Annotated in this window: 21 protein-coding genes; 7 read left to right on the forward strand and 14 right to left on the reverse strand. The window is 73.5% G+C overall.

The annotated features are described in order from the left end of the window. The first annotated feature begins 201 nt into the window (after positions 1-201). Both MNZ27_RS16665 and MNZ27_RS16670 read left to right on the forward strand, forming a co-directional pair. Positions 202-1155: a DHH family phosphoesterase gene (locus MNZ27_RS16665; protein WP_242395225.1), complete on the forward strand. Its 954-nt coding sequence runs from the start codon at positions 202-204 to the stop codon at positions 1153-1155. Beyond that, on the forward strand, positions 1152-1532 hold the full coding sequence (locus MNZ27_RS16670) for a response regulator (RefSeq protein WP_242395226.1): 381 nt from the start codon (positions 1152-1154) through the stop codon (positions 1530-1532). Before MNZ27_RS16665 ends, MNZ27_RS16670 begins: the two co-directional genes overlap by 4 nt. A 247-nt stretch (positions 1533-1779) precedes the next feature. Here MNZ27_RS16670 and MNZ27_RS16675 read toward each other — a convergent pair whose 3' ends face one another. Continuing rightward, on the reverse strand, positions 1780-2508 hold the full coding sequence (locus MNZ27_RS16675; RefSeq protein ID WP_242395227.1) for a metallophosphoesterase family protein: 729 nt from the start codon (positions 2506-2508) through the stop codon (positions 1780-1782). Further along, complete coding sequence (locus MNZ27_RS16680) at positions 2468-3322, reverse strand: nucleotidyltransferase family protein (RefSeq protein WP_242395228.1); 855 nt, start codon at positions 3320-3322, stop codon at positions 2468-2470. Before MNZ27_RS16680 ends, MNZ27_RS16675 begins: the two co-directional genes overlap by 41 nt. A gap of 121 nt (positions 3323-3443) precedes the next feature. Here MNZ27_RS16680 and MNZ27_RS16685 point away from each other — a divergent pair, with 121 nt between their 5' ends. Beyond that, positions 3444-3896, forward strand: a complete 453-nt coding sequence (locus MNZ27_RS16685) for a hypothetical protein (RefSeq protein WP_242395229.1) — start codon at positions 3444-3446, stop codon at positions 3894-3896. A 3-nt stretch (positions 3897-3899) separates the two neighbouring features. Here the strand turns inward: MNZ27_RS16685 and MNZ27_RS16690 are convergent, their stop codons facing one another. Next, positions 3900-5150: a DNA polymerase IV gene (locus tag MNZ27_RS16690; protein WP_242395230.1), complete on the reverse strand. Its 1251-nt coding sequence runs from the start codon at positions 5148-5150 to the stop codon at positions 3900-3902. Positions 5151-5229: 79 nt separating this feature from the next. Between MNZ27_RS16690 and MNZ27_RS16695 the strand changes: the two genes are divergently transcribed. The 3 genes from MNZ27_RS16695 (at position 5230) to MNZ27_RS16705 (ending at position 8704) form a co-directional block, all read left to right on the forward strand. Beyond that, entirely contained in the window at positions 5230-5862 is a 633-nt protein-coding gene (locus MNZ27_RS16695; RefSeq protein ID WP_242395231.1) for a TetR/AcrR family transcriptional regulator, read from the forward strand. 115 nt (positions 5863-5977) lie between these two features. Continuing rightward, the gene (gene thiO / locus MNZ27_RS16700) at positions 5978-7102 is read left to right on the forward strand and encodes a glycine oxidase ThiO (RefSeq protein ID WP_242395232.1); all 1125 of its coding nucleotides are present in this window, start codon (positions 5978-5980) and stop codon (positions 7100-7102) included. Positions 7103-7450: 348 nt separating this feature from the next. Continuing rightward, positions 7451-8704 (forward strand): metallopeptidase family protein, encoded by a 1254-nt coding sequence (locus MNZ27_RS16705; RefSeq protein WP_242395233.1) that lies wholly within the window; start codon positions 7451-7453, stop codon positions 8702-8704. 37 nt (positions 8705-8741) lie between these two features. Here MNZ27_RS16705 and MNZ27_RS16710 read toward each other — a convergent pair whose 3' ends face one another. The 5 genes from MNZ27_RS16710 to MNZ27_RS16730 form a co-directional block, all read right to left on the reverse strand. Next, positions 8742-9050, reverse strand: coding sequence for a hypothetical protein (locus MNZ27_RS16710; protein ID WP_242395234.1), 309 nt, complete (start codon positions 9048-9050; stop codon positions 8742-8744). A 169-nt stretch (positions 9051-9219) separates the two neighbouring features. Beyond that, on the reverse strand, positions 9220-10647 hold the full coding sequence (gene glgA, locus MNZ27_RS16715) for a glycogen synthase GlgA (RefSeq protein WP_242395235.1): 1428 nt from the start codon (positions 10645-10647) through the stop codon (positions 9220-9222). Between the two features lie 54 nt (positions 10648-10701). Next, positions 10702-11703 (reverse strand): galactose-1-phosphate uridylyltransferase, encoded by a 1002-nt coding sequence (locus tag MNZ27_RS16720; protein ID WP_242395236.1) that lies wholly within the window; start codon positions 11701-11703, stop codon positions 10702-10704. Positions 11704-11707: 4 nt separating this feature from the next. Next, positions 11708-12925, reverse strand: a complete 1218-nt coding sequence (locus MNZ27_RS16725) for an MFS transporter (protein ID WP_408629695.1) — start codon at positions 12923-12925, stop codon at positions 11708-11710. Between the two features lie 84 nt (positions 12926-13009). Next, positions 13010-13876: a GGDEF domain-containing protein gene (locus MNZ27_RS16730; RefSeq protein ID WP_242395238.1), complete on the reverse strand. Its 867-nt coding sequence runs from the start codon at positions 13874-13876 to the stop codon at positions 13010-13012. A 214-nt stretch (positions 13877-14090) separates the two neighbouring features. Here MNZ27_RS16730 and MNZ27_RS16735 point away from each other — a divergent pair, with 214 nt between their 5' ends. Further along, a complete protein-coding gene (locus MNZ27_RS16735; protein WP_242395239.1) occupies positions 14091-14948 on the forward strand; it encodes a PHP domain-containing protein in 858 nt (285 codons plus the stop codon). Positions 14949-14972: 24 nt separating this feature from the next. On the opposite strand, the gene MNZ27_RS16740 is transcribed toward MNZ27_RS16735, so the two are convergent. The 6 genes from MNZ27_RS16740 to MNZ27_RS16765 all read right to left on the reverse strand — a co-directional run bounded on the left by MNZ27_RS16740 (position 14973) and on the right by MNZ27_RS16765 (position 22487). Beyond that, positions 14973-16148 (reverse strand): glycosyltransferase family 4 protein, encoded by a 1176-nt coding sequence (locus tag MNZ27_RS16740; RefSeq protein ID WP_242395240.1) that lies wholly within the window; start codon positions 16146-16148, stop codon positions 14973-14975. A 110-nt stretch (positions 16149-16258) separates the two neighbouring features. Next, positions 16259-17395, reverse strand: coding sequence for a hypothetical protein (locus MNZ27_RS16745; protein ID WP_242395241.1), 1137 nt, complete (start codon positions 17393-17395; stop codon positions 16259-16261). 13 nt (positions 17396-17408) lie between these two features. Then, positions 17409-18461 (reverse strand): ATP-grasp domain-containing protein, encoded by a 1053-nt coding sequence (locus MNZ27_RS16750; protein ID WP_242395242.1) that lies wholly within the window; start codon positions 18459-18461, stop codon positions 17409-17411. After that, complete coding sequence (locus MNZ27_RS16755; protein ID WP_242395243.1) at positions 18458-19078, reverse strand: sugar transferase; 621 nt, start codon at positions 19076-19078, stop codon at positions 18458-18460. Before MNZ27_RS16755 ends, MNZ27_RS16750 begins: the two co-directional genes overlap by 4 nt. Next, on the reverse strand, positions 19075-20133 hold the full coding sequence (locus MNZ27_RS16760) for a GNAT family N-acetyltransferase (protein WP_242395244.1): 1059 nt from the start codon (positions 20131-20133) through the stop codon (positions 19075-19077). Before MNZ27_RS16760 ends, MNZ27_RS16755 begins: the two co-directional genes overlap by 4 nt. Before the next feature lie 173 nt (positions 20134-20306). Further along, positions 20307-22487: a glycoside hydrolase family 57 protein gene (locus MNZ27_RS16765; RefSeq protein ID WP_242395245.1), complete on the reverse strand. Its 2181-nt coding sequence runs from the start codon at positions 22485-22487 to the stop codon at positions 20307-20309. Positions 22488-22532: the final 45 nt, after the last annotated feature.

The raw sequence follows: 22532 nt of genomic DNA on the forward strand, positions 1-22532 counted from the left end.
CGCGGCGCCCCGCCCACGCCGCGACCCGGCCGACGCGCCGGCGGCGCCACCCGTGACGAATAGTGCATTCGCCCGGCGCGTCGAGCCCGCGCTCCGCGGCGTCCGGGCGGCCGCGCGCCCTGGACGGGTCGGGCCCTGCGACGCGGGACCCGCGCGCCCGCGTTGACGCTATGCTTCCCGGGTCACTAGATTGCCGCGCCGATGCAGCTCGAGCTCCTCTACCATGGCAACTGCTTCGACGGCTGCGCGTCGGCCGCCCTGTTCGCCCGTTTCTTCGGCGAGCGCGAGGGCACGCGGCTCTCCGCGATCTCCTTCAGGCCCCTGCACCACCAGCAGGGCGACCCGTTCCCCGCCGACGCGTTCCGCGCCGACGTGACCGCCTGCGTGGACTTCCGGTTCTCGCCCCGGCTTCACTGGTGGTTCGACCACCACGCGAGCGCGTTCCCGAAGCCGGAGGACCGGGCCGCGTTCGAGCGGGATCGCTCCGGCCAGAAGTTCTGGGACCCCACCGCCCCGAGCTGCACCGGGTTCATGGCCCGGACGCTCCGCGAGCGGTTCGGCTGGCGCGCCGACGACCTCGCGGACCTCGTGCGCTGGGCGGACGTGATCGACTCGGCCGCGTTCGAGTCGGCGCAGGCGGCGGTGCGCCTCGCCGAGCCGGCGCTGCGGATCATGACGCTCCTCGAGGCGTCGAAGGACCCCTCCGTCCCCACCCGCCTCATCGAGGCCATGCAGCGCCGCCCGCTCGACGAGATCGCGGCGGAGCCCTGGGTCGCCACCCCGCTCGGCCCGATCCTCGAGCGTCACCGGACGAACGTGGACGCCGTTCGCGCGAACGCGCGGCTGAAGGACGGGGTGGTCGAGGTGGACCTCGGCGACACCGGGATCGAGGGCGCGAACAAGTTCATCGCCTACGACCTCTTCCCCGACGCGCGGTACACGGTGGTCGTGACGAGGGACGCGAAGAAGACGAAGATCTCGGTCGGCTCCAACCCGTGGGCGCGCGAGACGCGCACCCACGACATCTCGAAGCTCTGCGAGCGGTACGGCGGCGGCGGCCACCCGGTCGTCGGCGCGGTCTCGCTCGGCCCGGACCAGCTCGACGAGGCCCGCCGCATCGCGCGGGAGATCGCGAGCGCCCTGCGCACCCCATGACGCCCGGCCAGTACATCCTCGTCGTGGACGACGACGACGACTTCCGGGAGGCGCTCTCCGAGGTCCTCTCCGACGCCGGCTACCCGGTCCAGCGGGCAGAGAACGGGGAGGTCGCCCTCTCCAAGGTCGCCGAGGAGGCCCCCGGGATCGTCCTCCTCGACCTCAAGATGCCGGTCCTCGACGGCTGGGGCGTGATGGAGCGGATGCGCGGCGACCCGAAGAGCGCCGCCGTCCCGATCCTGATCCTCTCCGCGTACGGGTTCGAGTGGGAGGCGGAGCTGCTCGGCGCCCAGGGCTACATCCCGAAGTCGGTCGGGATGGACGAGATCCTCGAGCGGGTGCGCAAGGCGGCGGGATCGCCGCCGATGAGGCACTGACGGCTTCAGGGGCGCGCGGCTCGCGTCCACCCGTGATCCGTGCCCGTCACCGTCACCGGCTTGTTCGTGATCCGTGAACCGGGTCCCGGGTCCCGTGGCCCGGTTTCCGTGATCCGACCGCGTCGTCGGATCACGGGCCACGGGCCACGGGCGACGGGAGGCGGGAGGCGGGCACGGGAAACGGTCACGGTCACGGGCACGGTGACGGGTTCGGGTTCGGGTGCGCGTTCGGGGTCGGGGTCGGGATCTACAGCTCGAACACCCTGAAGCGCCGGTCCTCCATCAGCTTGCGCAGGAGCGGCATCGCCACGTTGTAGACGGGGATCCCCTTCGGCGTCCGCCCCTCGAGCGCGCCGTGGTGGGCGTGCCCGTGGAACACCGCGATGGGCTCGAACGCCTCCAGCGGCGCGGTGAGCCGGCTCGTCCCGAGGAAGGGGCGGAGCTGGATCTCCTCGCCGGCGACCGTCGCGGCGATGGGCGCGTAGTGCATGAGCACGACCTTCTTGTCCACGTCGAGCTGGGCGAGCGCCGCCTCGAGCTTCAGCGACTCGTTCACCGCCTCCTGCACGAACGCCTTGATCGCCGGCTCGCCGAACGCCTGGAGCATCGCCTTGTCGAAGCCGCCGCCGAACCCCTTCACGCCGGCGATCCCGAGCTGGCGGTCGAAGATGGCGTGATCGCCGTCGAGCACGATCACCTTCACCTCGCCGAGGATCCGGACGATCTCCTTCACCGCCCCGCCTTCGTAGTCGTGGTTCCCGAGCACCGCCGCGCAGGGCACGCGCAGCCCGCCGAGCGCCTCCGCGAGCGTCTTCACCTCGTCGATCTGGCCGTGGTCGGTCAGGTCGCCCGGCAGAACGAGCCCGTCGGCCTCGCCGTTCACCATCTTCACGAGCTCGCGGAAGCGACCGTGCTGGTCCTGCCGGCAGTGGAGGTCAGCCACCGCCGCCAGGCGGAACGTCCCGTTCGCCGCCATCGCCGACCGCCCTCTCCGGGACCTGGTCGGCCTCGTCCCAGCGCCGCCCGTCGCCCAGCCCGAGCTGCTCGAGATCGTGCCGGTACTGCACGCGGGACATGAGGTTGCCGCGGCAGAGCGGGACCGGGTGGTCCCCGGCCCGGAGGTTCTCGGTGGTCCGCCGCAGGAGCTCCCGCATGATCCAGTCCGGTACCACCGAGCGCGCCGCCGGGAACGCGAACTCGAAGAGGAGCAGGTGCGAGAAGAGCACCTCCCAGTACTGGTCGAAGCGCGCGAGGAGCCGCTCCCAGTCCAGCGTCTCGCCGCAGGCGCGGAGCAGGTGGTTCACGTCCGCGCCGTCGTACCGCTCGCGCTCGAGGACGAAGCTCTTCGACCAGATCATCTCCTCCGGAGGGGCCAGCAGGGCCTCGACGTCCAGCACGCGCCCGGTCCGGGCGTGCTCGAACCAGACGTCGTCCACCACCGCGAGGCCGTTGCCGGAGGAGAAGATGAGATCCACGTACCACGGCCCCTTCCACGCCTTGCCGATCCAGCCTGGATCCGTGAGCTCGGTGCGGAACCCGGCCGCCTCGAGCACGCGGAAGGCGTCCTCGAGGTCCCGCTCCCGGAGGAACAGGTCGAGGTCCTTCGTGTCGCGGAAGATGCCCGTGTACTCGAACAGCGCGTAGGCGCCCGCGACCATGAAGGGCACCCCCGACGCGGCGAGCGCCCGGAGCGCCGCCGCCCGCGCGTCCAGCTCGGCCTGGAGCCGTGCTCCGCCTTCGGGCCTCGCGACGGGGGACCCGCCCTCGCCCGCATGTTCGCCCACGCCCATGACGTCAAGGTGGGGTCCGCCGCGGGCGGGCGCAAAGCGCGTTGCCCGGGGACCTCGCGGCCCGCACGTTGGAGGTCGTCGCCGCCTCGTCGGCGGCGCGTCGCGCGCGGGGAGCTCGGGCATGAGGATCGGGATCGCGGTGGTGGCGGCGGGGCTCGCGCTCGCCGCCTGCCGCCAGGAGGGCGGCCGCACGGCCGGGCGCACGCCGGGCGGGACCCAGGAGATCGCCGGGACGGTGGCGCGCGCGGACGAGACGCGGCTCGTGATCCACGCGCCGGACCGTCCCGACGTGACGCTCCGGGTGAGCGACCGGACGACCGTCGAGATCGACGGGCAGCCGGCCTCCATCGACCGGCTGGAGGAGGGCACCGCCGTGCGCGCCTCCTACCAGACCGGCAACGGCGGGCGCCCCACCGCGATCGCGATCGAGGCGCGGAGCCCGATCGAGCGGCGCGGGACCACCGGCGGAGCCCGCGCCCGGACCGCGGGCGGCGCACACGGCGGGACGGGCGCCTCGCCGGGCGGCGAGGGCCCGGAGCCGTCGCCGGAAACTCCCGGCGGGCGGTCGCGGTAGCGGCTACCCGTCCTCGTCCTCGCCGTCGCTGGGCGGGGCGTCCCCGCCGCGGCGCACCGTCCGGGACGGCCCCTCGACGAGGTCGGCGCGGGTGACCGCCCCCTCCCCGAAGCGATCGGCGAGCGCGTCGAGCGCGGCGTTCAGGCGACGGCGGCGGTCCTCCTCCGGCGGTCGCGGCACGACGCTCGGCGGGAAGAGCCCGAGCTGCTCGCGCTCCTCCGGCCCGGCGAAGCCCGACACCGAGACGCCGGTGAGCCGGATCGGCCGCGCGAGCTCCACCCGCTCGAGCTGCGCCCGGGCCGCCTCGTAGATCGCCCGGTCGTCGTCGGTGGGGTGCGGGAGCGTCACGCGGCGGGTGACGAGCTCGAAGTCCGCGTACTTCACCTTGAGCGTGACGACGTGCCCTTCGAGCCCCGCGGCGCGGAGGCGACGCCCGACGCGCCCCGCCTGCGAGAGGAGCTGGCGCTCGAGCGCCGCGCGGCCGACGAGATCCTCGCCGAAGGTGTCCTCCGCCCCCACCGACCTCGCCGCCTCGTCCGGGATCACCTCCCGCGGATCGTCCCCGAGCGCCAGGGCGCGCAGGCCGCGGGCGTGCGAGGCGCCGAGCGCGGCGGCGAGCGCGGCCTCGGGCAGCCGCGCCAGATCCCCGATCGTCGCCACGCCGAGCTTGCGCAGCGCCGCCTCCGTCACCTCGCCGACGCCCCAGAGGCGCCCCACCGGGAGCGGCGCGAGGAACGCAGCGACGCCGCCCGGCGGCACCTCGACGAGCCCGTCCGGCTTGCCGAGGTCGGTGGCGATCTTCGCGGCCATCTTCACCTCGGCGATCCCGGCCGAGACCGCGAGGCCGCACTCGGCCCGCACCGCCGCCTTGATCGCCCGCGCGATGTCCGCGCCCGTACCGTGGAGCGCCCGGCTCGCGGTCACGTCGAGGAACGCCTCGTCGAGCGAGAGCGGCTCCACGAGCGGCGTGTAGCGCCGGTAGATGCCGAACACCTGCTCGGACAGCGCGGCGTAGCGATCGAAGCGGGGCGCGAGGAACACGCCCGCGGGGCAGAGGCGCCGGGCGCGGGCCGTCGGCATCGCCGAGTGGACGCCGAACCGGCGCGCCTCGTAGCTCGCGGTGGAGACCACCCCCCGCCGGCCGATCCCGCCGACGACGACCGGCCGGCCCCGCAGGGACGGATCGTCGAGCTGCTCGACCGACGCGAAGAAGGCGTCGAGGTCGAGGTGCACGATGGTCCGAGGCGGCGGCATCGCTCCCCATATAGCCGAAGGGCCCAACGGGGATCCGGTCGGACTTGACCGCGGTCAAGCGGCTGGTCATACCACCGGGATGGACGGCTCGGTCGGCAGCCGCGGAGTCGGGCCGCCGCGCCCCGCGATCGCGGAGCGGATCTGGCGCTCGGCGCGGGCGGAGTTCTCCAGGCTCGGCTATCACGGCGCGCGGGTGCAGGGGATCGCGCGGGGGGCGGCCTGCAACGTCGCGCTCATCTACCGGCACTGGCCCTCGAAGCGGGCCCTCTACGTGGACGTCCTCCGCGCGATCTGGGTCGCGTCGGCGGACGAGCTCTCCCGGCTGGCCGCGCGCCGCGCCGGCGGCCTCGCCGCGCTGGCGGGCGCCTACCTCGACGCGATGCTGCGCGATCCGACGGGCGCCCAGATCCTCGTCCGCGAGTACCTCGACGGCGCGCCGTACCTGTCCCTGCTCACCGCCTCCGAGCCGGCGCTCCTCGAGCCGGTGCGACGGGCCGCGGCGGTGCTCCTCGCGGACGGCGCGGACGGCGTGGGGGGAAACCCGCTGCTGGCGGTGGTGACCGTCGGCGGGCTCGCCGCGCTGGTCGCGTCGGCGCACGAGGCGTCGGGGCCGTTCCTCTCCGCGCCGCCGCCCGCGGACACGTGGCGCCGGCAGGTGCTCGAGCTCTTCTCGCACGGCCTCGCGGGCGCGCCGCGCGCCGGGGAGACGTGAAGACGATCCCGGCCTGGTGCCGCCGAGGACCCGTTCACCGCCCCCGAGCCCTCGCCGGCGCTGCCGGCGCGCACCGGCTTCACGTCCGCGCGGATCGGGCATAGTCTCCGCGCCCATGAAGACCGACGTCGTGGTTGTGGGCGCCGGCATCCAGGGCTCGGCGGTCGCGCTCCGCCTCGCCCAGGCCGGCAAGAAGGTGGTGGTGCTCGAGCGCGCGATCCCGGGCGCGGAGGCGTCCTTCGCGGCGGGCGGGATCCTCTCCCCCGGCGTGGAGGCGACCGAGCTCGGTCCGTTCTACGGCCTCTGCGCGGCCTCCCTCGCGCGCTACCCCGCCTTCGCGCGCGACGTCGAGGCGGCGAGCGGGATGTGGGTCGGGTACCGGGGGGGCGGGACGCTCGAGGCCGCCTTCGACGACGACCACGCCCGCCTGCTCGCGGGGCGGGCCGAGAAGCTGCAGAAGGCGGGGCTCCCGGTGGCGGTGCTCGACGACGCGGAGGTCCGGCGGCTCGAGCCGGCGCTCTCGCCGTCCGTCCGCGGGGCGCTCCACTTCCAGGGCGAGGCCTCCGTCGATCCGCGCCTGCTCGGGCGCGCCACGTACATCGCCGCCGCCCGCGCCGGAGCGACCTTCGTCACCGGCCAGGTCCGTCGGATCGTCCACGAGGGCGGCCGGGCGGCCGGCGTGGACCACGAGAGCGGCCGCATCGACGCGGACGCGGTGGTGCTCGCGGCCGGGAGCTGGAGCCTCCAGGTCGAGGGGCACGGGCTGCCGCCCGGCGCGGTCCGGCCGGTTCGCGGCCAGATGGCGGTGGTGGACACCCGCCCGCCGCTGCTCTCCCGGGTGGTGTTCTCCGACAAGGGCTACCTCGTCCCGCGCGCCGACGGACGGATCCTCTGCGGCTCGACCATGGAGGAGGTCGGGTTCCAGAAGGCGGTCACCGCGGCCGGGCTCCGGCACGTCCTCGACCTCGCCCTGGAGGTCGCCCCCGCCCTCGCCGGCGCGCCGGTGGTCGAGTCCTGGTCGAACTTCCGGCCGGCGAGCCCGGACGGCTCCCCGATCCTCGGCCCGGGCACGGTGCCCGGCCTCTTCTACGCCACCGGCCACACGCGCAACGGGATCCTGCTCACGCCGATCACCGCCGACTCGGTCTGCGCCGCGGTGCTCGGGAAGGCGCCGCCCGTCGATCTCGCGCCGTTCTCGCCGGCGCGGCTCGGCGCCGGGCGCGCGGTCCGCGCCGGCTGAGGAGCCCTGCCCGGGGCACGGGAGACGGAAGCGGCCGGTGACGAGCACGGAGCACGGGCGTACCCGTGACCCGTCACCGTGACCGTGACCGTTCCCCGTGCCCGCCTCCCGCCTCCCGTGTTCCCTGGCCCGTGATCCGACGCGTCGTCGGACCACCGGGAACCGGGCCACGGGCCACGCGCCCCGGTCCACGGTTCACGGAGAAGCCGGTGACGGTGACGGACCACGGGGCACGTCGATCGCGCCTGCTCGGACGGCTCGCGCACGATCGAGCGGCCGCTCTGCCGCCTCTCCTCGACAGGTCCCCCCACCTGGCGCCCCCGCCCAGGCTGTGGCAAGCTCGCGCCGATGGTTCGGCCGTTCCGCCGCGCGGCGGTCCTCCTGCTCGCCGCGGCATGTACCCGCTCCCCCTCTTCTTCCTCCGGCGCCACGCAGGGCGCAGGCTCGGTCGCGCGCACCACCGCGCCGGTCGTCGCCACCCTGATCCGACCGGGGCCGCCGCCCGTGCATCAGGGCGAGGCCATCCGCCCTCGGCCGGCGCCCTGCCTCCCCGGCGAGCCGGACGCCGCCCCCTCCACCCTCGGCGAAGAGGCCCTCGCCGCCCTCGACCGGGGCGACGCCGTACGCGCGCTCGCCTGCAGCGACGAGGCGCTCCGGGTCGCGCCGCGCCTCGTCTCGGCGCTCGCCGCCCGCGGCGGCGCGCTCGCGTCGCAGGGCCAGCTCGACGACGCGCGCCTCGCCTTCGCCCGGGCCCTCGCCATCGATCCCGACGACGTGCACGCGCTCCTCGGCGCGGCCAACCTCTACGTCCGGCAGCTCGGCGGCGGTCGCGACGGGCTCGAGGCCGGGCTCGAGTACGCCGCGCGCGGGCTCCGCGCCGCCGGGCGGCCGCCGCGCCGCGGCGTCGCCGCCCGCCTCGAGCTGCTCGCCGGCATGGCCGAGAACGACCTCGGCCGCAGCAGCCTCGCCCTGCCGCACCTCGACCGGGCCGTCGCGGGCCGGCCCGAGGACGCGGACGCCGCGTACGAGCGCGGCGTCGCGCTCTTCGAGCTCTGCCGCTTCGACGAGGCGCAGCGCGCCTTCGAGCGGGCCCTCGCGCTCGCCCCGGACGATCCCTGGACGCTCCACCAGCTCGGGCTGGTCGCGGAGCAGCGCGGCGACCGCAGGCGCGCGGAGGCGCTCCTCGCGAAGGCGCGCGCCCTCGCGCCCGCGGACTTCAAGCCGGATCTGCCCGTGGACGACAAGACGTTCCGCGCGCAGGTCGAGGCCGCCGTCGCCGCGCTCCCCGAGCCGGAGCGGCGGGCGCTCGCCCTCGCGCCGTTGGAGATCCAGGAGCTGCCGGATCGGGAGGACCTGGTGGCGGTGGACCCGCCGCTCTCGCCCTCGATCCTCGGCCTCTACCGCGGTCCGTCGGAGAACGAGCCGTGCACGGCCGCGGACGGGCCGCGCTGCCGCTCGATCGTGTTCTACCGCAAGAACCTGATCCGCTTCGCGCGGGACCGGGGCGAGCTCGAGGAGCAGGTCCGCGTGACGCTCCTCCACGAGCTCGGGCACCTGCACGGTGAGTCCGACGACGAGCTGCGCGATCGCGGCCTGGAGTGAGCCGGCGACGCGCGGGACGCAGGGCGGGGCGCCGCCGTCACGGATGACCGCGCTCGCCGGCGGGCCCCTCGTCCTCCCGGACGTGGACCGCGTCGACCTCGGGCGGCTCCGGCGGCTCGGGCTCCGAGAGGTTCGAGAGGTCGTCGTCCGGCCCGGGCAGATCCCCGCCCGAGTCCATGCCCAGAGGCGTCGGGGCGGCGCCGCCGACGTTGGACCCGGGGACGAGCTTCTCCTCGTCCTCCTCGAGCATCTCGCGGGAGAGGCGCTCGGTCGGCTGGGCCGTGACGTCCGGTCCCTCCGGCGAGAGCACGTCGTCGTCCGTGACGCGGCGGCGTCGGCGCGGCATGCCTCGAAGCTGATCCCGGCCCGCCCTGGCGTCAACTGGACGGGCGCCCCCGGTGCCCGCCGTCCGCGACGAAGGCGCGCCCGAGCTCCCGAGCCCGAGGCCCGGCGCCCGAGGCCCGCGCAGGCAGGCAGCGTGCGCCGCAGCAGCTCGATGCGAGCGGGTGTCGCCCTCAGGCGCCGAGCGTCCGGTACAGCGCCTCGTAGCGCCCGGCGCTCCGCTCCCAGCTGTTGTCCTCGGCCATCCCACGCCGGACCAGCCCGGCCCAGGCGCGGCGATCGCGGCACACGTCGAGCGCGCGCCGCACCGCGAGCACGAGGGCCTGGGGCGAGTACTCCTCGAACTTGAAGCCGGTGCCCGCGTTCCACCCGTCGTAGTCCTGCACCGTGTCCTCGAGCCCGCCCACCGCCCGCACCACCGGCACCGTGCCGTAGCGAAGCGAGTACATCTGGTTCAGCCCACACGGCTCGAACCGCGACGGCATGAGGAACACGTCGGCGCCCGCCTCGATGCGGTGCGCGAGCCCCTCGTCGAACCCGATCCGCGCGGCGATGCGGTCGGGCCGCTCGCGCGCCGCGCGGGCGAAGGCCTCCTCGTAGCGCCGGTCTCCGCTCCCGAGGAGCGCCACCTGGACGTCGTGCTCGAGGAGCGCCGGGAACGCCGCCGCCACGAGGTCCACGCCCTTCTGGTCGGCGAGCCGGGAGACCAGGGCGAGGAGCGTCACGTCCGCCCGGACCGGCAGCCCGAGCTCCCGCTGCAGCGCCGCCTTGCAGGCCGCCTTCCCGGCGAGCGCCTCCGCGGAGAAGTGCGCGGGGAGGTACCGGTCGGTGGTGGGATCCCACTCCGCGGTGTCGATGCCGTTCAGGATCCCGGTGAGATCCTTCGTCCGGTGCCGGAGCACCGCGTCGAGCCCGGCGCCGAACTCCGGACCGAGGATCTCCCGCGCGTACGTCGGCGACACCGTCGTGAGCGCGTCCGCGAAGGTGAGCGCCGCCTTCATGAACGAGAGCCGGTCCCAGAACTCCATCGCCTCGTAGCGGAAGACGTCCCAGGGGAGCCCGAGCACCGGGACCGCGGCCTTCGGGAACACGCCCTGGTAGGCGAGGTTGTGGATGGTGAAGACGGTCCGGGCGTGGGCCAGGGCCGGGTCGTGGCCGTGCTCGTGCCGGAGCAGGTACGGGAGGAGCCCGGTCTGCCAGTCGTTCACGTGCACGATCCGCGGCCGGAGGCGCAACGCCGCCGGGATCGCCAGCGCGGCCCGGGCGAGGTAGGCGAACCGCTCGGCGTTGTCGGGGTAGTCGGCGCCACGCTCCCCATAGAGGCCGGCGCGCCCGCCGAAGAGGCGCTCGTGCTCCACGAAGTAGATCGGGGCGCGGCCGGGCTTCACCCACAGCGTGGTCGCCTCGCCGCGGACCCGGATCGCCCGGTGGAGCGGCTTCAGCCCGTGCCGCGCGGGGTCGATCGCGCCGTAGCGCGGCGTCACCACCGACACGGCGTGGCCCCGCGCCGCGAGCGCGCGCGGCAGCGCCCCGGCGACGTCGCCGAGCCCGCCCGTCTTGGAGAAGGGCGCGACCTCGGACGCGACGAACAGGATCTCCATGGGATCGGGGGCGGGCCCGCGCGGTGCGGCCGTCGGTCGAGGCGGGGGGCGCGGCTAGCCCGCGACCTTGCGCAGGAACTCGGCCGCGTCCTCGGGCGGCACCGGGTTGATGTGGAAGCCGGACCCCCACTCGAAGCCCGCCACCTGCGTGAGGGCCGGCATCACCTCGATGTGCCAGTGGTAGCTCGCGCTCGGCGCGTCCCGGAGCGGGTTCGAGTGGACGATGAAGTTGTAGGCCGGGTTGCCGAGCGCGGCCCCGATGCGCCGGAGCGTGGTCGCGAGCGCCTGGGCGCAGAGCCCGAGCCGCTCCTTCGGCTCCGCCTCGTAGTTCGACTCGTGCCGCCGCGGCACGATCCAGGTCTCGAACGGGCTGCGGGGCGCCCACGGCGCGAACACCACGAACTCGTCGTTCTCGAAGACGAGCCGGCTGCGGTCCTTCCGCTCCTGCCCGACGATGTCGCAGAAGATGCAGCGCTCCTTCAGGTCGTAGTGGCGCCGCGCGCCCTCGATCTCCTGGATCACCTGCCGCGGCACCACCGGGAGCGCGATGAGCTGCGAGTGCGCGTGCTCGAGCGACGCGCCGGCCAGGTGGCCGTGGTTCTTGAACAGGAGGATGTACTTGAAGCGGAGGTCGTTGCGGAGGTCGAGGATCCGCGCCTTGTAGGCGAAGAGGACCTCGGTCACGTCGGCCGCCGGGAGGTCCTCGAGGGCCTTCGCGTGATCGGGGTTCTCGATGATCACCTCGTGGGCCCCGATCCCGTTCATCCGGTCGTAGATCCCCTCCGCCCGGCGGTCGAGATCGCCCTCGATCTTGAGCGCCGGGAAGCGGTTCGGGACGACCCGGACCTTCCAGCCGGGCGAGTTCGCCGGCGCGGAGGGCGAGCGTCCGGAGACGTAGACCTCGCGGGGGGTCTTGTCCTCGTTCCCCGGGCAGAACGGGCAGAGGCCGCCCGGGCTCGGCGCGGGGCCGCGGCCGACGTCGCTCGGCCGGCGCGCACGCTCCGTGGCGATGATGACCCAGCGACCGACGATCGGATCCCTGCGCAGCTCCGGCATCGGCTCACGCCTCCTGCGCGGGGAGCGGCGACGCCGCCTCGTCGCCGGCGGTGCGCACCGTCGCGCTCACGAGCGCCGCGAGCGCCATCAGCGCCGCGCCGCCCACGTACGGGAACGCCTGCGACCAGCGCCCGAACGTCCAGGTCCCCGTCTCGGGGCCGATGATCCGCCCGAACGCCGCCGCCGACTCGCCGATGCCGAGCGTCCCGCCCTGCTCGTCCGCCCGGGCGAACCGCGAGAGGAGCGACGAGAGCGAGGGCTGCGAGAGGCCGGAGCCCACCGCGAGCGGCGCGGTGGCGAGCGCCAGGCCGGCCACGGTGCCCGCGAACGGGAGCGCGGCGAGCGCGACGGCCTGGAGCGCGACGCCCGCGACGAGCAGCGGCTTCTCGCCGAACCGCCGCGTGAGCCGGCCGATGAGGCCGCCCTGGACCACCACCACGATCACGCCGATGTAGGCGAAGAGCAGGCCGACCCGCGCCTGGTCGAGGCCGTAGCGCTCCTTCGCGAGGAACGCGTAGGTGGCCTCCATGGCGCTGAAGGCGAGCACGCTCAGGAAGTAGACCAGGATCACCCGCCGGATGCCGGGCCGGCCCATCTCGTGGAAGAAGGCGGTGAACCGGTTGCGCGACGCCTCCGCCCGGACGGTGCGCTGCTCGGGCTCCGGCAGGACGATCCAGGCGGCGACGCCGTTCAGGAGGGCGAGGGCCGCGGCCGCGAGGCCGGGGGCGGAGATGGAGACGTGCGAGAGCGCGCTCCCGGCCGCGGGGCCGAGGACGAACCCGAGCCCGAAGGCGGCCCCGATGAGGCCCATCCCGCGCGCCCGCCCCTCGGGCGGCGTCACGTCGGCGACGAAGGCGCGGGCGATGGCGATGTTCGCAGTGGCCGCGCCGGCGAACAGGCGCGAGGCGAGGAGGACCGCGAAGCTCCCGGCGAGCCCGTACACGAGGAACGCCGCCGCCGTCATGAAGATCGAGACGAGCAGGACCGGGCGACGCCCCACCCGGTCCGAGAGCCGGCCCCAGATCGGCGCGAACACGAACTGCATCGCCGAGTAGCCGGTCGAGAGCAGCCCCGTCCACGCCTCCGACGCGCCGAGCGCCTTGGCGTAGAGCGGCATGACCGGGATGACCATCCCGAAGCCGAGCAGGTCCACGAAGACGATGACGAAGAGGATCGCGAGCGACGAACGGTTCTTCACGCGGGCGCGAGGATAACCCGCCACGCCCCCCCGCGCAGGCTTTCGTCGCCCTCCCCTGCGCGCGGGGCGGGGGCCGCCCGCCCCCCGTCCGGGTCCGCGCCAGATCGATCAGGCGCCCACCCGGTTGCGGCCGGCCGCCTTCGCCTCGTACAGCCGGGCGTCGGCGCGGGCGAGGAGCGCGGCGCCGTCCGGATCGGCGGCCTCGAGCGCGGCGCACCCGAGCGAGGCCGTGACCTCCAGCGCGGCGGCCCCGGCCGCGATGGGCGCCCCCGCGATCGCGCCGCGGATCCGCTCGGCGATCTCGACGGCGCGGGCGAGGTCCGCCCCGGGCAGCAGGGCCGCCAGCTCCTCGCCGCCGATCCGCGCGAGGAGATCGCCCGCCCGGAGCATCGCGCGCGCCCGGGCGGCCACCGCGGCCAGCACCGCGTCGCCCGCCGCGTGCCCGTGGCCGTCGTTCACGCGCTTGAAGTGGTCCACGTCGAGGATCGCCGCCGCGAGCGGCGCGCCGCTCCGCCTGGCCCGGGCCACCTCGCGCCCGAGGGCCTCCTCGAGCGCGCGGCGGTTCGCGAGGCCGGTGAGCGCGTCCCGGCGCGCGACCGCGGCGAGCGAGGCGAGCTCCCGCTCCTCGTCGTCCCCGGCGCGGAGATACCGCGCGACGCAGCTCCCGAGCCGGAGCCGGTCGCCCGGCGCGAGCGGCGCGGACTCCACCTCTCGCCCGTTCAGCCACGTGCCGTTCGTCGAGCCGAGATCCACCACGCGGTGCCCGGCGCCGTCCGGCACCACCCGCGCGTGGCGGCGTGAGACGTCGTCAGCCTCGAGCGCCACCTCGCAGGCCGCGTCCCGTCCGAGGACCACCTCGCCCTCGAGCGCGACCCGCAGCCCCGCGGCCTCCCCGGCGACGAACACCAGGCAGAACGGCCCGGGGGCGGGGGCCGGCGCTCCCGGCGGGCGGACACGGGTCGGATCCTCGCGCACGATTCGCGACGATAGCGAGGGGCACGCACGGTGGAAACCCGCCGAAATGCCCTGCGACGACGCGTCTCATGGCGCCACCCACGTCCGACGCGCGTCGCCCGAATGAGCCACGAACGCGCCCGACGATACCCCGAACGCGAAGTCATGGTGGCCCGCGCGGATGCGAGTCGCGCTCCGGTGGCTTCCCGACCGCGCCGGATCCATGTTGGCGCACATGGAATCGACGACCTCACCCACGTCGCCGCGCGGCCCGCTCGAGCCACCGCCCGTCGTGCGCGTCGACTATCACTTTCACACCGCCTTCTCCTACGACTCCGAGGTGACGCCCGAGGCGGCGCTGGAGCGTGCGCAGGAGGCGAACATCGACGTGCTGTGCGTCACGGACCACGACACCATCGACGGTGCGGTGAAGATGAAGGGCATGCCCTGCCCGAACGTCCGGATCGTCGTGGGCTGCGAGTTCACGGCCGAGGACGGCTCGCACATCATCGGGCTGGATCTGCGCGACCTGTTCGACACGCGGAGCGTCCTGGGCATCCTCGAGAACATCAAGCTGCAGGGCGGGCTCGTCCTCCTGCCGCACCTCTTCCGCCGGGGCACCGGGATCTTCCGCAACGAGATGAGGCGCTCCGACGAGTTCGTGCACCAGGTGCTCTCCCGGGCGGACCTCGTCGAGTGTCACAACGGCCGGGACAACTGGGAGAACAACGAGAGGAGCCGTCGACTGGCGGTGAGCCTCGGGATCCCTGCGGTGGCCGGCAGCGATGCGCATTCCACTGCGACCCTCGGCTCCGTCTTCGTGGAGTACGCCCAAGGGGAGCTTCGTCACGGGCTGTCGCCGCGCCGGATCTTCTTCCCGACGCAGGCGCCGAAGGCCGAGAATCCGGCGAAGCGGCGAATGATGGAGCTCTACCACCGCCACCGGAAGACCCTGCCTCCGGTCGTCGACGCGGCTTACCGGACCCTGAAGGGATGGCTCAAGCCCGACTCCGGGCACGCTGCAGCTCCCCGGGCGCAATACGAGCTCGGGTTCTTCGGCGAAGGCGCCAGCGCTCGCCATCGTGAACGGTAGAGCCTTGGCCCCGTTCGCGGCCCCTCACCCGGCCTGCCGCTCGCGCGGCCCCGACGGCGGTCCCTGCACGCCGGCGGCCTCCAGGAGTGCCCCGTATTCGTCTGCGAGCGCCTGCCAGATCGCCTCTCGCCTGAACTCCCCCAGGACGCGCCGCCGGGCGGCCTCGCCATGCTTCGCTCGCAGGTGAGGTTCCGACAAGTACTGCTGCAAGGCCTTCGCGAGGGCGAGCGCATCACGCTGCGGAACGAGCGTACCCGTGATGCCGTCCTGCACGGCATCGACGCAGCCAGGCACGGCCATCGCCACCACGGGTAGCTCCATCGCGGCCGCCTCGAGCGCCACGTTCGGGAAGCCTTCCCGGTACGTCGGCAGCGCGAACACGTCCATCGCCGCGTACAGGCGGGGAGTATCCCGGTCGAGGCCCGTGAGGTGCACGCGCGGATCCGAAGACAGCGCTGCGAGGACCTCCGCTGGCAGCGGGTCCTCCGGCTCGAGGGGCCCCACCAGGAGAAGATGCAGTCGGGGATCATCTCCCCGCAACCGGCTCCAGGCCATCGCGAGCTCCACGATGCCCTTCTCGCGCACGAGCCGGCCCACGAACCCGATCACGAGCGCGTCCGCTGGGATGCCATGCTGCGCCCGTGCCGCCAGTCGCTCCGCTTCACCCAGCGGCTTGAACCGGCCGACCGCGTCGACCCCGTTCCCGCTGCCGCCGGCGAGCACCGTGATCTTCTCGCCACGGCAGAGCCCCTCTTCGATCGCGATGGCCCGCACCGAGTGGCTCACCGCGATCACGCGATGCGCCAGCGCGCACGAGGTCGTCTCCGTGGCGCGCAACAGCCGCCTCCGCATCCCGGAGGCGGTCACGTGCGGCAGGCCGCGCATGTGGTACACGCGCACCGGTGTGCGGGCCAGCCACGCGGCGATCATCCCGAGCAGCCCCCCCTTCGGCGTGTGGGCATGGACGATCTGGGGACGGATCCTCTGGAGGGCGAGCCAGATCCGACAGAGGGCCCCGAGGTCCCGGAGCGGCGTGATCTTCCGCGTCATCGCGACCGGATGCACCTGCGCCCGTTCCCGATCGCGGAACGTGAAGAGGTCGGACCCGGGCGACGAGATCGCGTGTACGTCGAAGCCGCAGCCGCGGATGAAGGAGGCCTGACCGGACAGGAAGTATAGGGAGGCGGGGATCGTCGTCACGTGCACGACGGCCGGCTTGGCCCCTCCCGCCCCGGGGAGCTTCCCGACCGATCCGGTCCGATCCGGGCTCGCGGCGATCACACCGGCTCTCATCGAGGGCCGCTCCATTCTCAGCCTGCGCGCAGGGAGTGACGCGCCGCCTTCGGCCCGGAACGTCGCGCGCTGCCTTCCGCGCTCGTCGCACGCTCCCCTCCAGCCAACGCGAAGAGGTCCGCCACGCGCCTCATGTCCTCGGGCCCGTACCGTCCGTCACAGTGCATGGCGAGCATCCGCCGGCTCACCCTCCGTGCGTCGTCGCGTATGCGGAGCACGGTCTCCTCGAGCGGCCAGAGCACGGCAGGGTAGACCCGACTCGCGATGAGGTTACGCCGCAGCCGCTCGCGCCGCTCGGCGGTATCGACGAGGACCGCGCAGCAGAATGGCACGCCGCCGCGCGCGGCCGGGAGGAGCACCCTCGACCAGCGGAGGCTCGAGAGGCGGCGGCACAGCTCGGCATGGTTTGCCTCCCGCGCGCGGCGCCAGGGTTCGACCGGACAGGAGGCCAGCAGCGCGCGAGCCACGTCGCTCATGGCGGAGACTCCGGGCACGGCCAGAGCGCGCTCGGCCTTGGCCGCGAGGGCAAGGTAGGCGTCCTTCTCGATTGGAACTCCTTCGAGGTACATCGCCTTCAAGGCCATCGCGGAGAGCCTCAGGGCCGCCGCCTTCCTGCGCTGAGCCGTCAGGATGGGAGCTGGCGGCAACGGGTGTCCGCGCGGCGACCAGAGCGCGCCGCCGTCCGGGAGAGGGAAGGCCTTGCGGAGCGACACGACGCAATAGTCGGCGGCGCTCTCGTGCGCCCACGCGGAGTCGGGGTCATGGGAATGATCCTCGATGACGAACACTCCATCTCGGCGCGGCACGGCCAGGGGTCCGCGGAGCCCGAAGTAGTTGATGGTCAAGATGGCATCGCCCCTCCGTGCCTGTGGCAGATCGGGGGCGCGCCGCAAGGGGTGATCCGGATAGGAATGGAGCCGCACCCCGGTCTGGAGGAGCGCCGCCAGGACGTCCTGGCAGGAGTAGTCGGGCACCCACAGGCGCCGCCAGCCCTGCTCGCGGACCCCGTGCGCGAGCAGCAGACGAAGCGCGTCACGTCCCGAGGACACGAGGAGCCCCGGCGCCCATGGGCGCGCCTTCGCGCAAGCCGGCGAGGGAAGGCCCATCCAGTGGTAGTCGGAACCTTGCTCCCACCGTTCGGACACGGTGCGCACGCGTCGCCCCTCGTCAGAAGCTGTCGTGCTTCGTGCCGTGTGGCCCTGGCCCCATGGTCCGCGACTCCTGCCGGAGGAGGGCGTACTCGTCGCGGTCCAGATACACTTCGTCCCAGTAGCGCAGGGCGATTCCGGCCCGGATCTCCGGCGGCGGGATCGCCTCCTCGAGAACGAGATCGCGGATGCACAGGTCCGCCTCGTTGAACCCGAACTGCGCCCGCATCACCGCCGACCCCGAGAAGCGCACGTTCAGCTCGAAGATTCGCACGCCCGCAGCGGTCTTCCGCAGCTGGACGTTGACCGGACCCCAGATGTCGAATGATTGGACGAGCCTCCTGCAGATGGATTCGATCTCCCGATCGAACACCACCTCGGCTTTGTAGGTCCCACCAGCACCGAGCTGCCGCCTCAGGGCGATCTGGCCGACGTAGCCCGTTCGAGGGCTCTTGTAGACACCTACCGTGTATTCCTCGTGGTCCGGAAACAGGTACTCCTGGAGCACGGGTTCGCGGACGTATCTCGAGAAGAACGTCAACTCCTCCGGTCCCCGCAGGACGAACAGGTTCTTCGAGCCCGAGCCATGCCGTGGCTTGAGAACGACAGGGAACGTGTGGCGCGCCAGGAACGCACGAACGGACTCCGCGTCGTCGGCGGGGATCGTGTCGGGGACCGGCAGATCCTTCTCGCGGAGCATGCGGACCATGTTCAGCTTGTCCGTGAGTGGCGAGAGGAAGCGTGGCTCGTTGACGACCAGCCTGGCGCCGGTCTCACGCTCGAACTCGCTCGCGTGCTGGGCCATGTACTCCATCTCGGGCTCGGAGCCGAAACAGACGAGTCGGACACCCTCTCGCAGGCACACCTCTTCGAGGCCGTGCACGTACTCCGGTCCGCGGTCGACCCTGGGCAGGACGTAGCCCGCATCCGCACGGAACAGCCCGACGGACAGCGGGTCGGCATCGGTCCCGACGATTCGCGGGTGCAGCGCAGAGCAGCGGAGCCCCTTGAAGATGCTGACCCCGAGCGGCCCTCCGACCCCGGTCACGAGCGCCGTCAACTGGTCTGTCATGTCTCGTTCCCTCCTCGGGGACCGCTCCGTTGCTCGGGGTGTTCGGCCCCGTGTCCGGTCAAGACGACGCCGACCGTCCGGAAGGCAATGGCGAGATCGTTCCGCAAGGACCAGTCGCGGACATAGTCCAGGTCCAGCCGGATCCGTTCGTCCCAGGAGAGATGGTTTCGACCATTCACCTGAGCCGAGCCGGTGAGTCCCGGCTTCATGTGCAATCTCTGCCTTTGCTCCGCCGTGTACTTCTCGACGTGGTGTGGCAAGTCGGGCCGCGGGCCCACGAAGCTCATCTCGCCCTTGAGCACGTTGAACAGCTGCGGCAGCTCGTCGAGGCTCGTCTTGCGCAACCACCTCCCCACGGCGGTGACGCGCGGATCGTCCCGGCGAAGGCGAGTTTGCGCAGAGCCCGTGAACATCGTCCGGAACTTGTAGATCGTGAAGGGTCGGCCACCCTGGCCGACGCGAACCTGCTGGAAGAGGATGCTGCCCGGCGAGGTCGCTCGCACCGCCGCGGCGATCGCGATCAGGAGGGGGGCGAGGGTCACCAGCAAGATCGCCGAGAGCGAGACGTCGAGTCCCCGCTTGGCCACGAGCTGCAGCTGCACGGGCGCGCGGGTCATGGCGACGTCGCCTCCCGCTGGCTGCGATACAGGGGGAACCAGGAACGAGAGCGGTACTCGTCGGGCGCGCTGCGCTCCCGCTGCATGCCCTCGTCGCACAGGCGCTCGTAGACGTCGGGCAGGTGCACGCGTCTGCCCAGGTGGAACTGGGCGCGGCCGTCGGCGAAGCGGGCCTTGTACTGGAACAGGGAGTCCTCTCCGCGCAGGCCTCCGCCCAGGAGATACCGCTCCTTCCCGGCGTTCAGCGCCCACTGCAGCGCGGCGACCTGCAGGAGGTCGTTCGTCCCCAGCGCGCGGAAGTCGGGGTCCGAGGACGAGAGATAGTTGTAGGCGAACCGAGGCCCATGGAGGATCAGCAGGGTTCCGGCGATGCGCTCTCCCGACACCGCCACGAGGAGGCGCGCCCAGCGTCCCAGCGCGCCCTCGATGGAAGCGTAGAACGCGTCGGGGAAGAAGTAGAACGGCGCCGCCCCGCGGAGCCTCATCGTCGCGCGATACTGGTCCGTGAAGGCCTCGAAGAAGCGCCCTTCCGCGTCGTCGATCACCTCGAGCCCGGCGTCGCGCGCCTTCCTGAGCTTCTTCGCCACCTCCTTCCGGAAGGGCGCTCGGAGCTCCGGCCCATCGGCTCGCAGTTCGGCGCAGACGACGCTCTGGTGGAGCGAGACCGCGACCGGCGGCGGCTCGATGTCGCGATGATTGCCGTACAGAGGGTTGTACCGGACGAACTCGCTGACGATCCCCGCGTCTCGACAGTGCTCGTGAAAGGCGGCGGCGAATCCGGGGACCGGCGCGTCGCGGGGCGACTTCATGTGCCCGCCGTAGCCGTAAGGCGAGCTGATGTCGAAGTATCCCGAGCCGTCGATCGGGCGCTTGATGTAGGGGTAGACGACGGTGGCGCCGCGTTCCTCGTAGACGAAGCATTCCGCGGTCCCACCGAGGACGCACTCGTTGGCCGCCACGTACTCTGGGGCGAAGAAGACGTCGCCATCGCAGACCTTCGCGACGGTGTCCGACCATGCGTCGGCGTCCTCGCGTCCCAGAGTCGTGATCGTCAAGGGTGCCTCCCGGCAGGCGCTCAGCCGTGGGAGAGGATGCCACGCCACCGCGGCGACCGCCGTCGGTCTGACGGGCCGCCGCGAACGAGTGCGTACCCGTATCGGCGCGATGCGGGCGATCGCGGGGACGGGCGTCGGCTCACCGCGCCGTGGCGCCCGGCCGCGACGGACAGTCACACCCGCCAGTGCACCCGCTCGAAGTCCGCGTCCGGCACGGTGAACGCGATGAAGCCGTACCGCGGCAGCCGCTCGACGTCCACCTCGCCGCGGAGCGTGTGGACACAGAGCGCGACCCGGTCTCCGGGGCGGAGGTCGAGGCCGTCGAAGGGGAGCGCGAGCTCCGCGATCCGCGCGAAGGCGATCTTCCCGAGCTCGTCGCCCCGGCGGCGCCCGGGCCGGAGCTGGCCGTCCGGCGCGAGGGGGAAGTCCACCCAGGTCTGCCGGTCGGAGGCGAGCAGCACCACCCGCACCTGCGACGCCACCTCGGCGGCGCGCGCCGGCGACTCGGCGGGATCGAGCCGCAGGTAGAGGCCCTTCAGGTCGAAGCCGTAGCGGAGCACGTGGAACGCCTGGGCGCCGCCGTACATCGAGCCGCGGTGCTGGCCGGGGCGGTACAGCCCGCTCCCCTCCCACTCGAAGTAGGTCGTCTCGCGGCCGTCGAGCGTGGGCGTGACGAGCAGGGTCGGCTCGCGCAGCGGCTTCGCCTCCACGCCGGTGGGCGCCGCCACGCCGGCGCGCTTGATGGGGGCGAGCGCCTCCGGGGGCGGGTTCGCGCCGCAGAGGAGCGCCGCCCGGATGACGTGGCCGCGGAACAGGCCGTCGAACTCGGCGGCGAGCTCGGTGGTGAAGTCCTCGCCGTACCACCAGTACCAGTCCGACGCCTCGGCCGCGTACAGGTGTCGCCGCGCCTGCGCGAGCCGCTCGGGCGGGACCGCGCCGGCCGCCTCGGCCCGGGCGAGCGCCTCGCGCGCGCGCCCGACGGCGGTCCACGCCTGCCGGTCCTCGGCGTGGCCGATCCAGATCCGGTAGGACGCCTCGATCCACGACCCGGAGTGGATGCGCGGGATCGCCGGTCCGTCCGCGTCCCGGGTCGCCTCGGACATCGTGACGGTCTCGATCGCGTCGCTCGCCTCGAGGGCGGCGTACAGGCCGTCGAGGAACGCCCGCCCGCTGTTCGGGTAGTGCTCCCAGGCGTTCTCGCCGTCGAGGAAGACGCCCACCGTGGCCGGCCCGGCCTGGCCGTCGCGCGCCCAGGCGTCGCCGACCGCGCGGACGTGCGACAGGAGATCGGCGACCGCCTGGTGCGCAGGCGTCCTCGCGTAGGTGAAGCCGATCACGTCGGAGAGGGAGCGGTCCCGGAAGAGCATCCGGAGCTCCCGGTCGCCGCCCGCCGAGACCTTCCACGGTCGGTAGAGCGAGCGCAGCCGCGGGGCGTTCGCCGGCAGCGAGCGGAGGAGCACGCCCTCGTCGCTCGCCGCCCAGCGGACGCCCTCGCTCGCGAGGATCTCGAGCGCCTCCGGCGAGACCGAGCCCTCCGCCGGCCACATCCCCGCCGGCGGCGCCCCGAACCGCCGCCCGTGAGAGGCCATGGCCTCGCGGACGTGCCAGCGCGCGTCCTCGGGGTGCGCGAAGCGCGGCGGGAGCGGGACCCCCGGGAGCGCCCGCCGCGCCGCGTCGGTGTCGCAGACGAGCGGCAGGATCGGGTGGTAGTAGGGCGTCGCGGAGAGCTCGACCTGCCCGCGCTCGGCGAGCCGCCGCCAGCGGGGGACGACGTCCGCGAGGAGCCGCCGCTGCACGGCGAGCAGGGCGTCCACGTCGCCGCGCGTGAAGTCGCGCCCCTTCTCGCGGAGGGCGCGCACCGCCGGCTCGTCGGCCTCCGCCCCGAACCCCATCCACGCGAGGTTGAACAGGACCTGGAGATCCGTGAGCTCCTGGTCGGTGAAGAGCGCCGCCTGGCGCGCCACGTCCACGTGCCGGAGATCGCGGCCGCGCTTGTGGAGCAGGTCCCAGTAGCGCGGGAGCGGCTTGATGTTGGTGTCCCAGTCCACCATGAAGAACGAGCGGAGGATCGCCTGGCGCTCGTCCGGCGCGAGCTCCGCCGCGGGCCGGGCGGTGAGGTCGAGGAAGCGGTCGTGCGCGCGGCCCGCGACGTAGTCCTCGAGCTGCTCGAGGAGCACCGGCGTGAAGTTCACCGTGCAGCGCACGCCCGGGTGGCGCTCGAGGATCCACGCCATGTCGTGGTAGGCGCGCGTCGCGTGGAGGCGGACCCACGGCATGAGGAACTCGCCCGTCTCCGCGTCGCGGTACGGGGGCTGGTGCATGTGCCACAGGAACGCGAGGCGGGCGCGCTTCATCGCGGCAGGACCCTATACCGCCCAGGACGGATCTTGAGCGGATTC

This window comes from Anaeromyxobacter oryzisoli (genome assembly GCF_022690765.1).
Classification (GTDB): Bacteria; Myxococcota; Myxococcia; order Myxococcales; family Anaeromyxobacteraceae; genus Anaeromyxobacter; species Anaeromyxobacter oryzisoli.

Excerpts from the sequence above, each read along its gene's own strand:
- MNZ27_RS16665 (WP_242395225.1), top strand. The coding sequence starts at position 202 with ATGCAGCTCGAGCTCCTCTACCATGGCAACTGCTTCGACGGCTGCGCG.
- MNZ27_RS16670 (WP_242395226.1), top strand. The coding sequence starts at position 1,152 with ATGACGCCCGGCCAGTACATCCTCGTCGTGGACGACGACGACGACTTC.
- MNZ27_RS16675 (WP_242395227.1), bottom strand. The coding sequence starts at position 2,508 with ATGGCGGCGAACGGGACGTTCCGCCTGGCGGCGGTGGCTGACCTCCAC.
- MNZ27_RS16680 (WP_242395228.1), bottom strand. The coding sequence starts at position 3,322 with ATGGGCGTGGGCGAACATGCGGGCGAGGGCGGGTCCCCCGTCGCGAGG.
- MNZ27_RS16685 (WP_242395229.1), top strand. The coding sequence starts at position 3,444 with ATGAGGATCGGGATCGCGGTGGTGGCGGCGGGGCTCGCGCTCGCCGCC.
- MNZ27_RS16690 (WP_242395230.1), bottom strand. The coding sequence starts at position 5,150 with ATGCCGCCGCCTCGGACCATCGTGCACCTCGACCTCGACGCCTTCTTC.
- MNZ27_RS16695 (WP_242395231.1), top strand. The coding sequence starts at position 5,230 with ATGGACGGCTCGGTCGGCAGCCGCGGAGTCGGGCCGCCGCGCCCCGCG.
- thiO (WP_242395232.1), top strand. The coding sequence starts at position 5,978 with ATGAAGACCGACGTCGTGGTTGTGGGCGCCGGCATCCAGGGCTCGGCG.
- MNZ27_RS16705 (WP_242395233.1), top strand. The coding sequence starts at position 7,451 with ATGGTTCGGCCGTTCCGCCGCGCGGCGGTCCTCCTGCTCGCCGCGGCA.
- MNZ27_RS16710 (WP_242395234.1), bottom strand. The coding sequence starts at position 9,050 with ATGCCGCGCCGACGCCGCCGCGTCACGGACGACGACGTGCTCTCGCCG.
- glgA (WP_242395235.1), bottom strand. The coding sequence starts at position 10,647 with ATGGAGATCCTGTTCGTCGCGTCCGAGGTCGCGCCCTTCTCCAAGACG.
- MNZ27_RS16720 (WP_242395236.1), bottom strand. The coding sequence starts at position 11,703 with ATGCCGGAGCTGCGCAGGGATCCGATCGTCGGTCGCTGGGTCATCATC.
- MNZ27_RS16735 (WP_242395239.1), top strand. The coding sequence starts at position 14,091 with ATGGAATCGACGACCTCACCCACGTCGCCGCGCGGCCCGCTCGAGCCA.
- MNZ27_RS16750 (WP_242395242.1), bottom strand. The coding sequence starts at position 18,461 with ATGACAGACCAGTTGACGGCGCTCGTGACCGGGGTCGGAGGGCCGCTC.
- MNZ27_RS16755 (WP_242395243.1), bottom strand. The coding sequence starts at position 19,078 with ATGACCCGCGCGCCCGTGCAGCTGCAGCTCGTGGCCAAGCGGGGACTC.
- MNZ27_RS16765 (WP_242395245.1), bottom strand. The coding sequence starts at position 22,487 with ATGAAGCGCGCCCGCCTCGCGTTCCTGTGGCACATGCACCAGCCCCCG.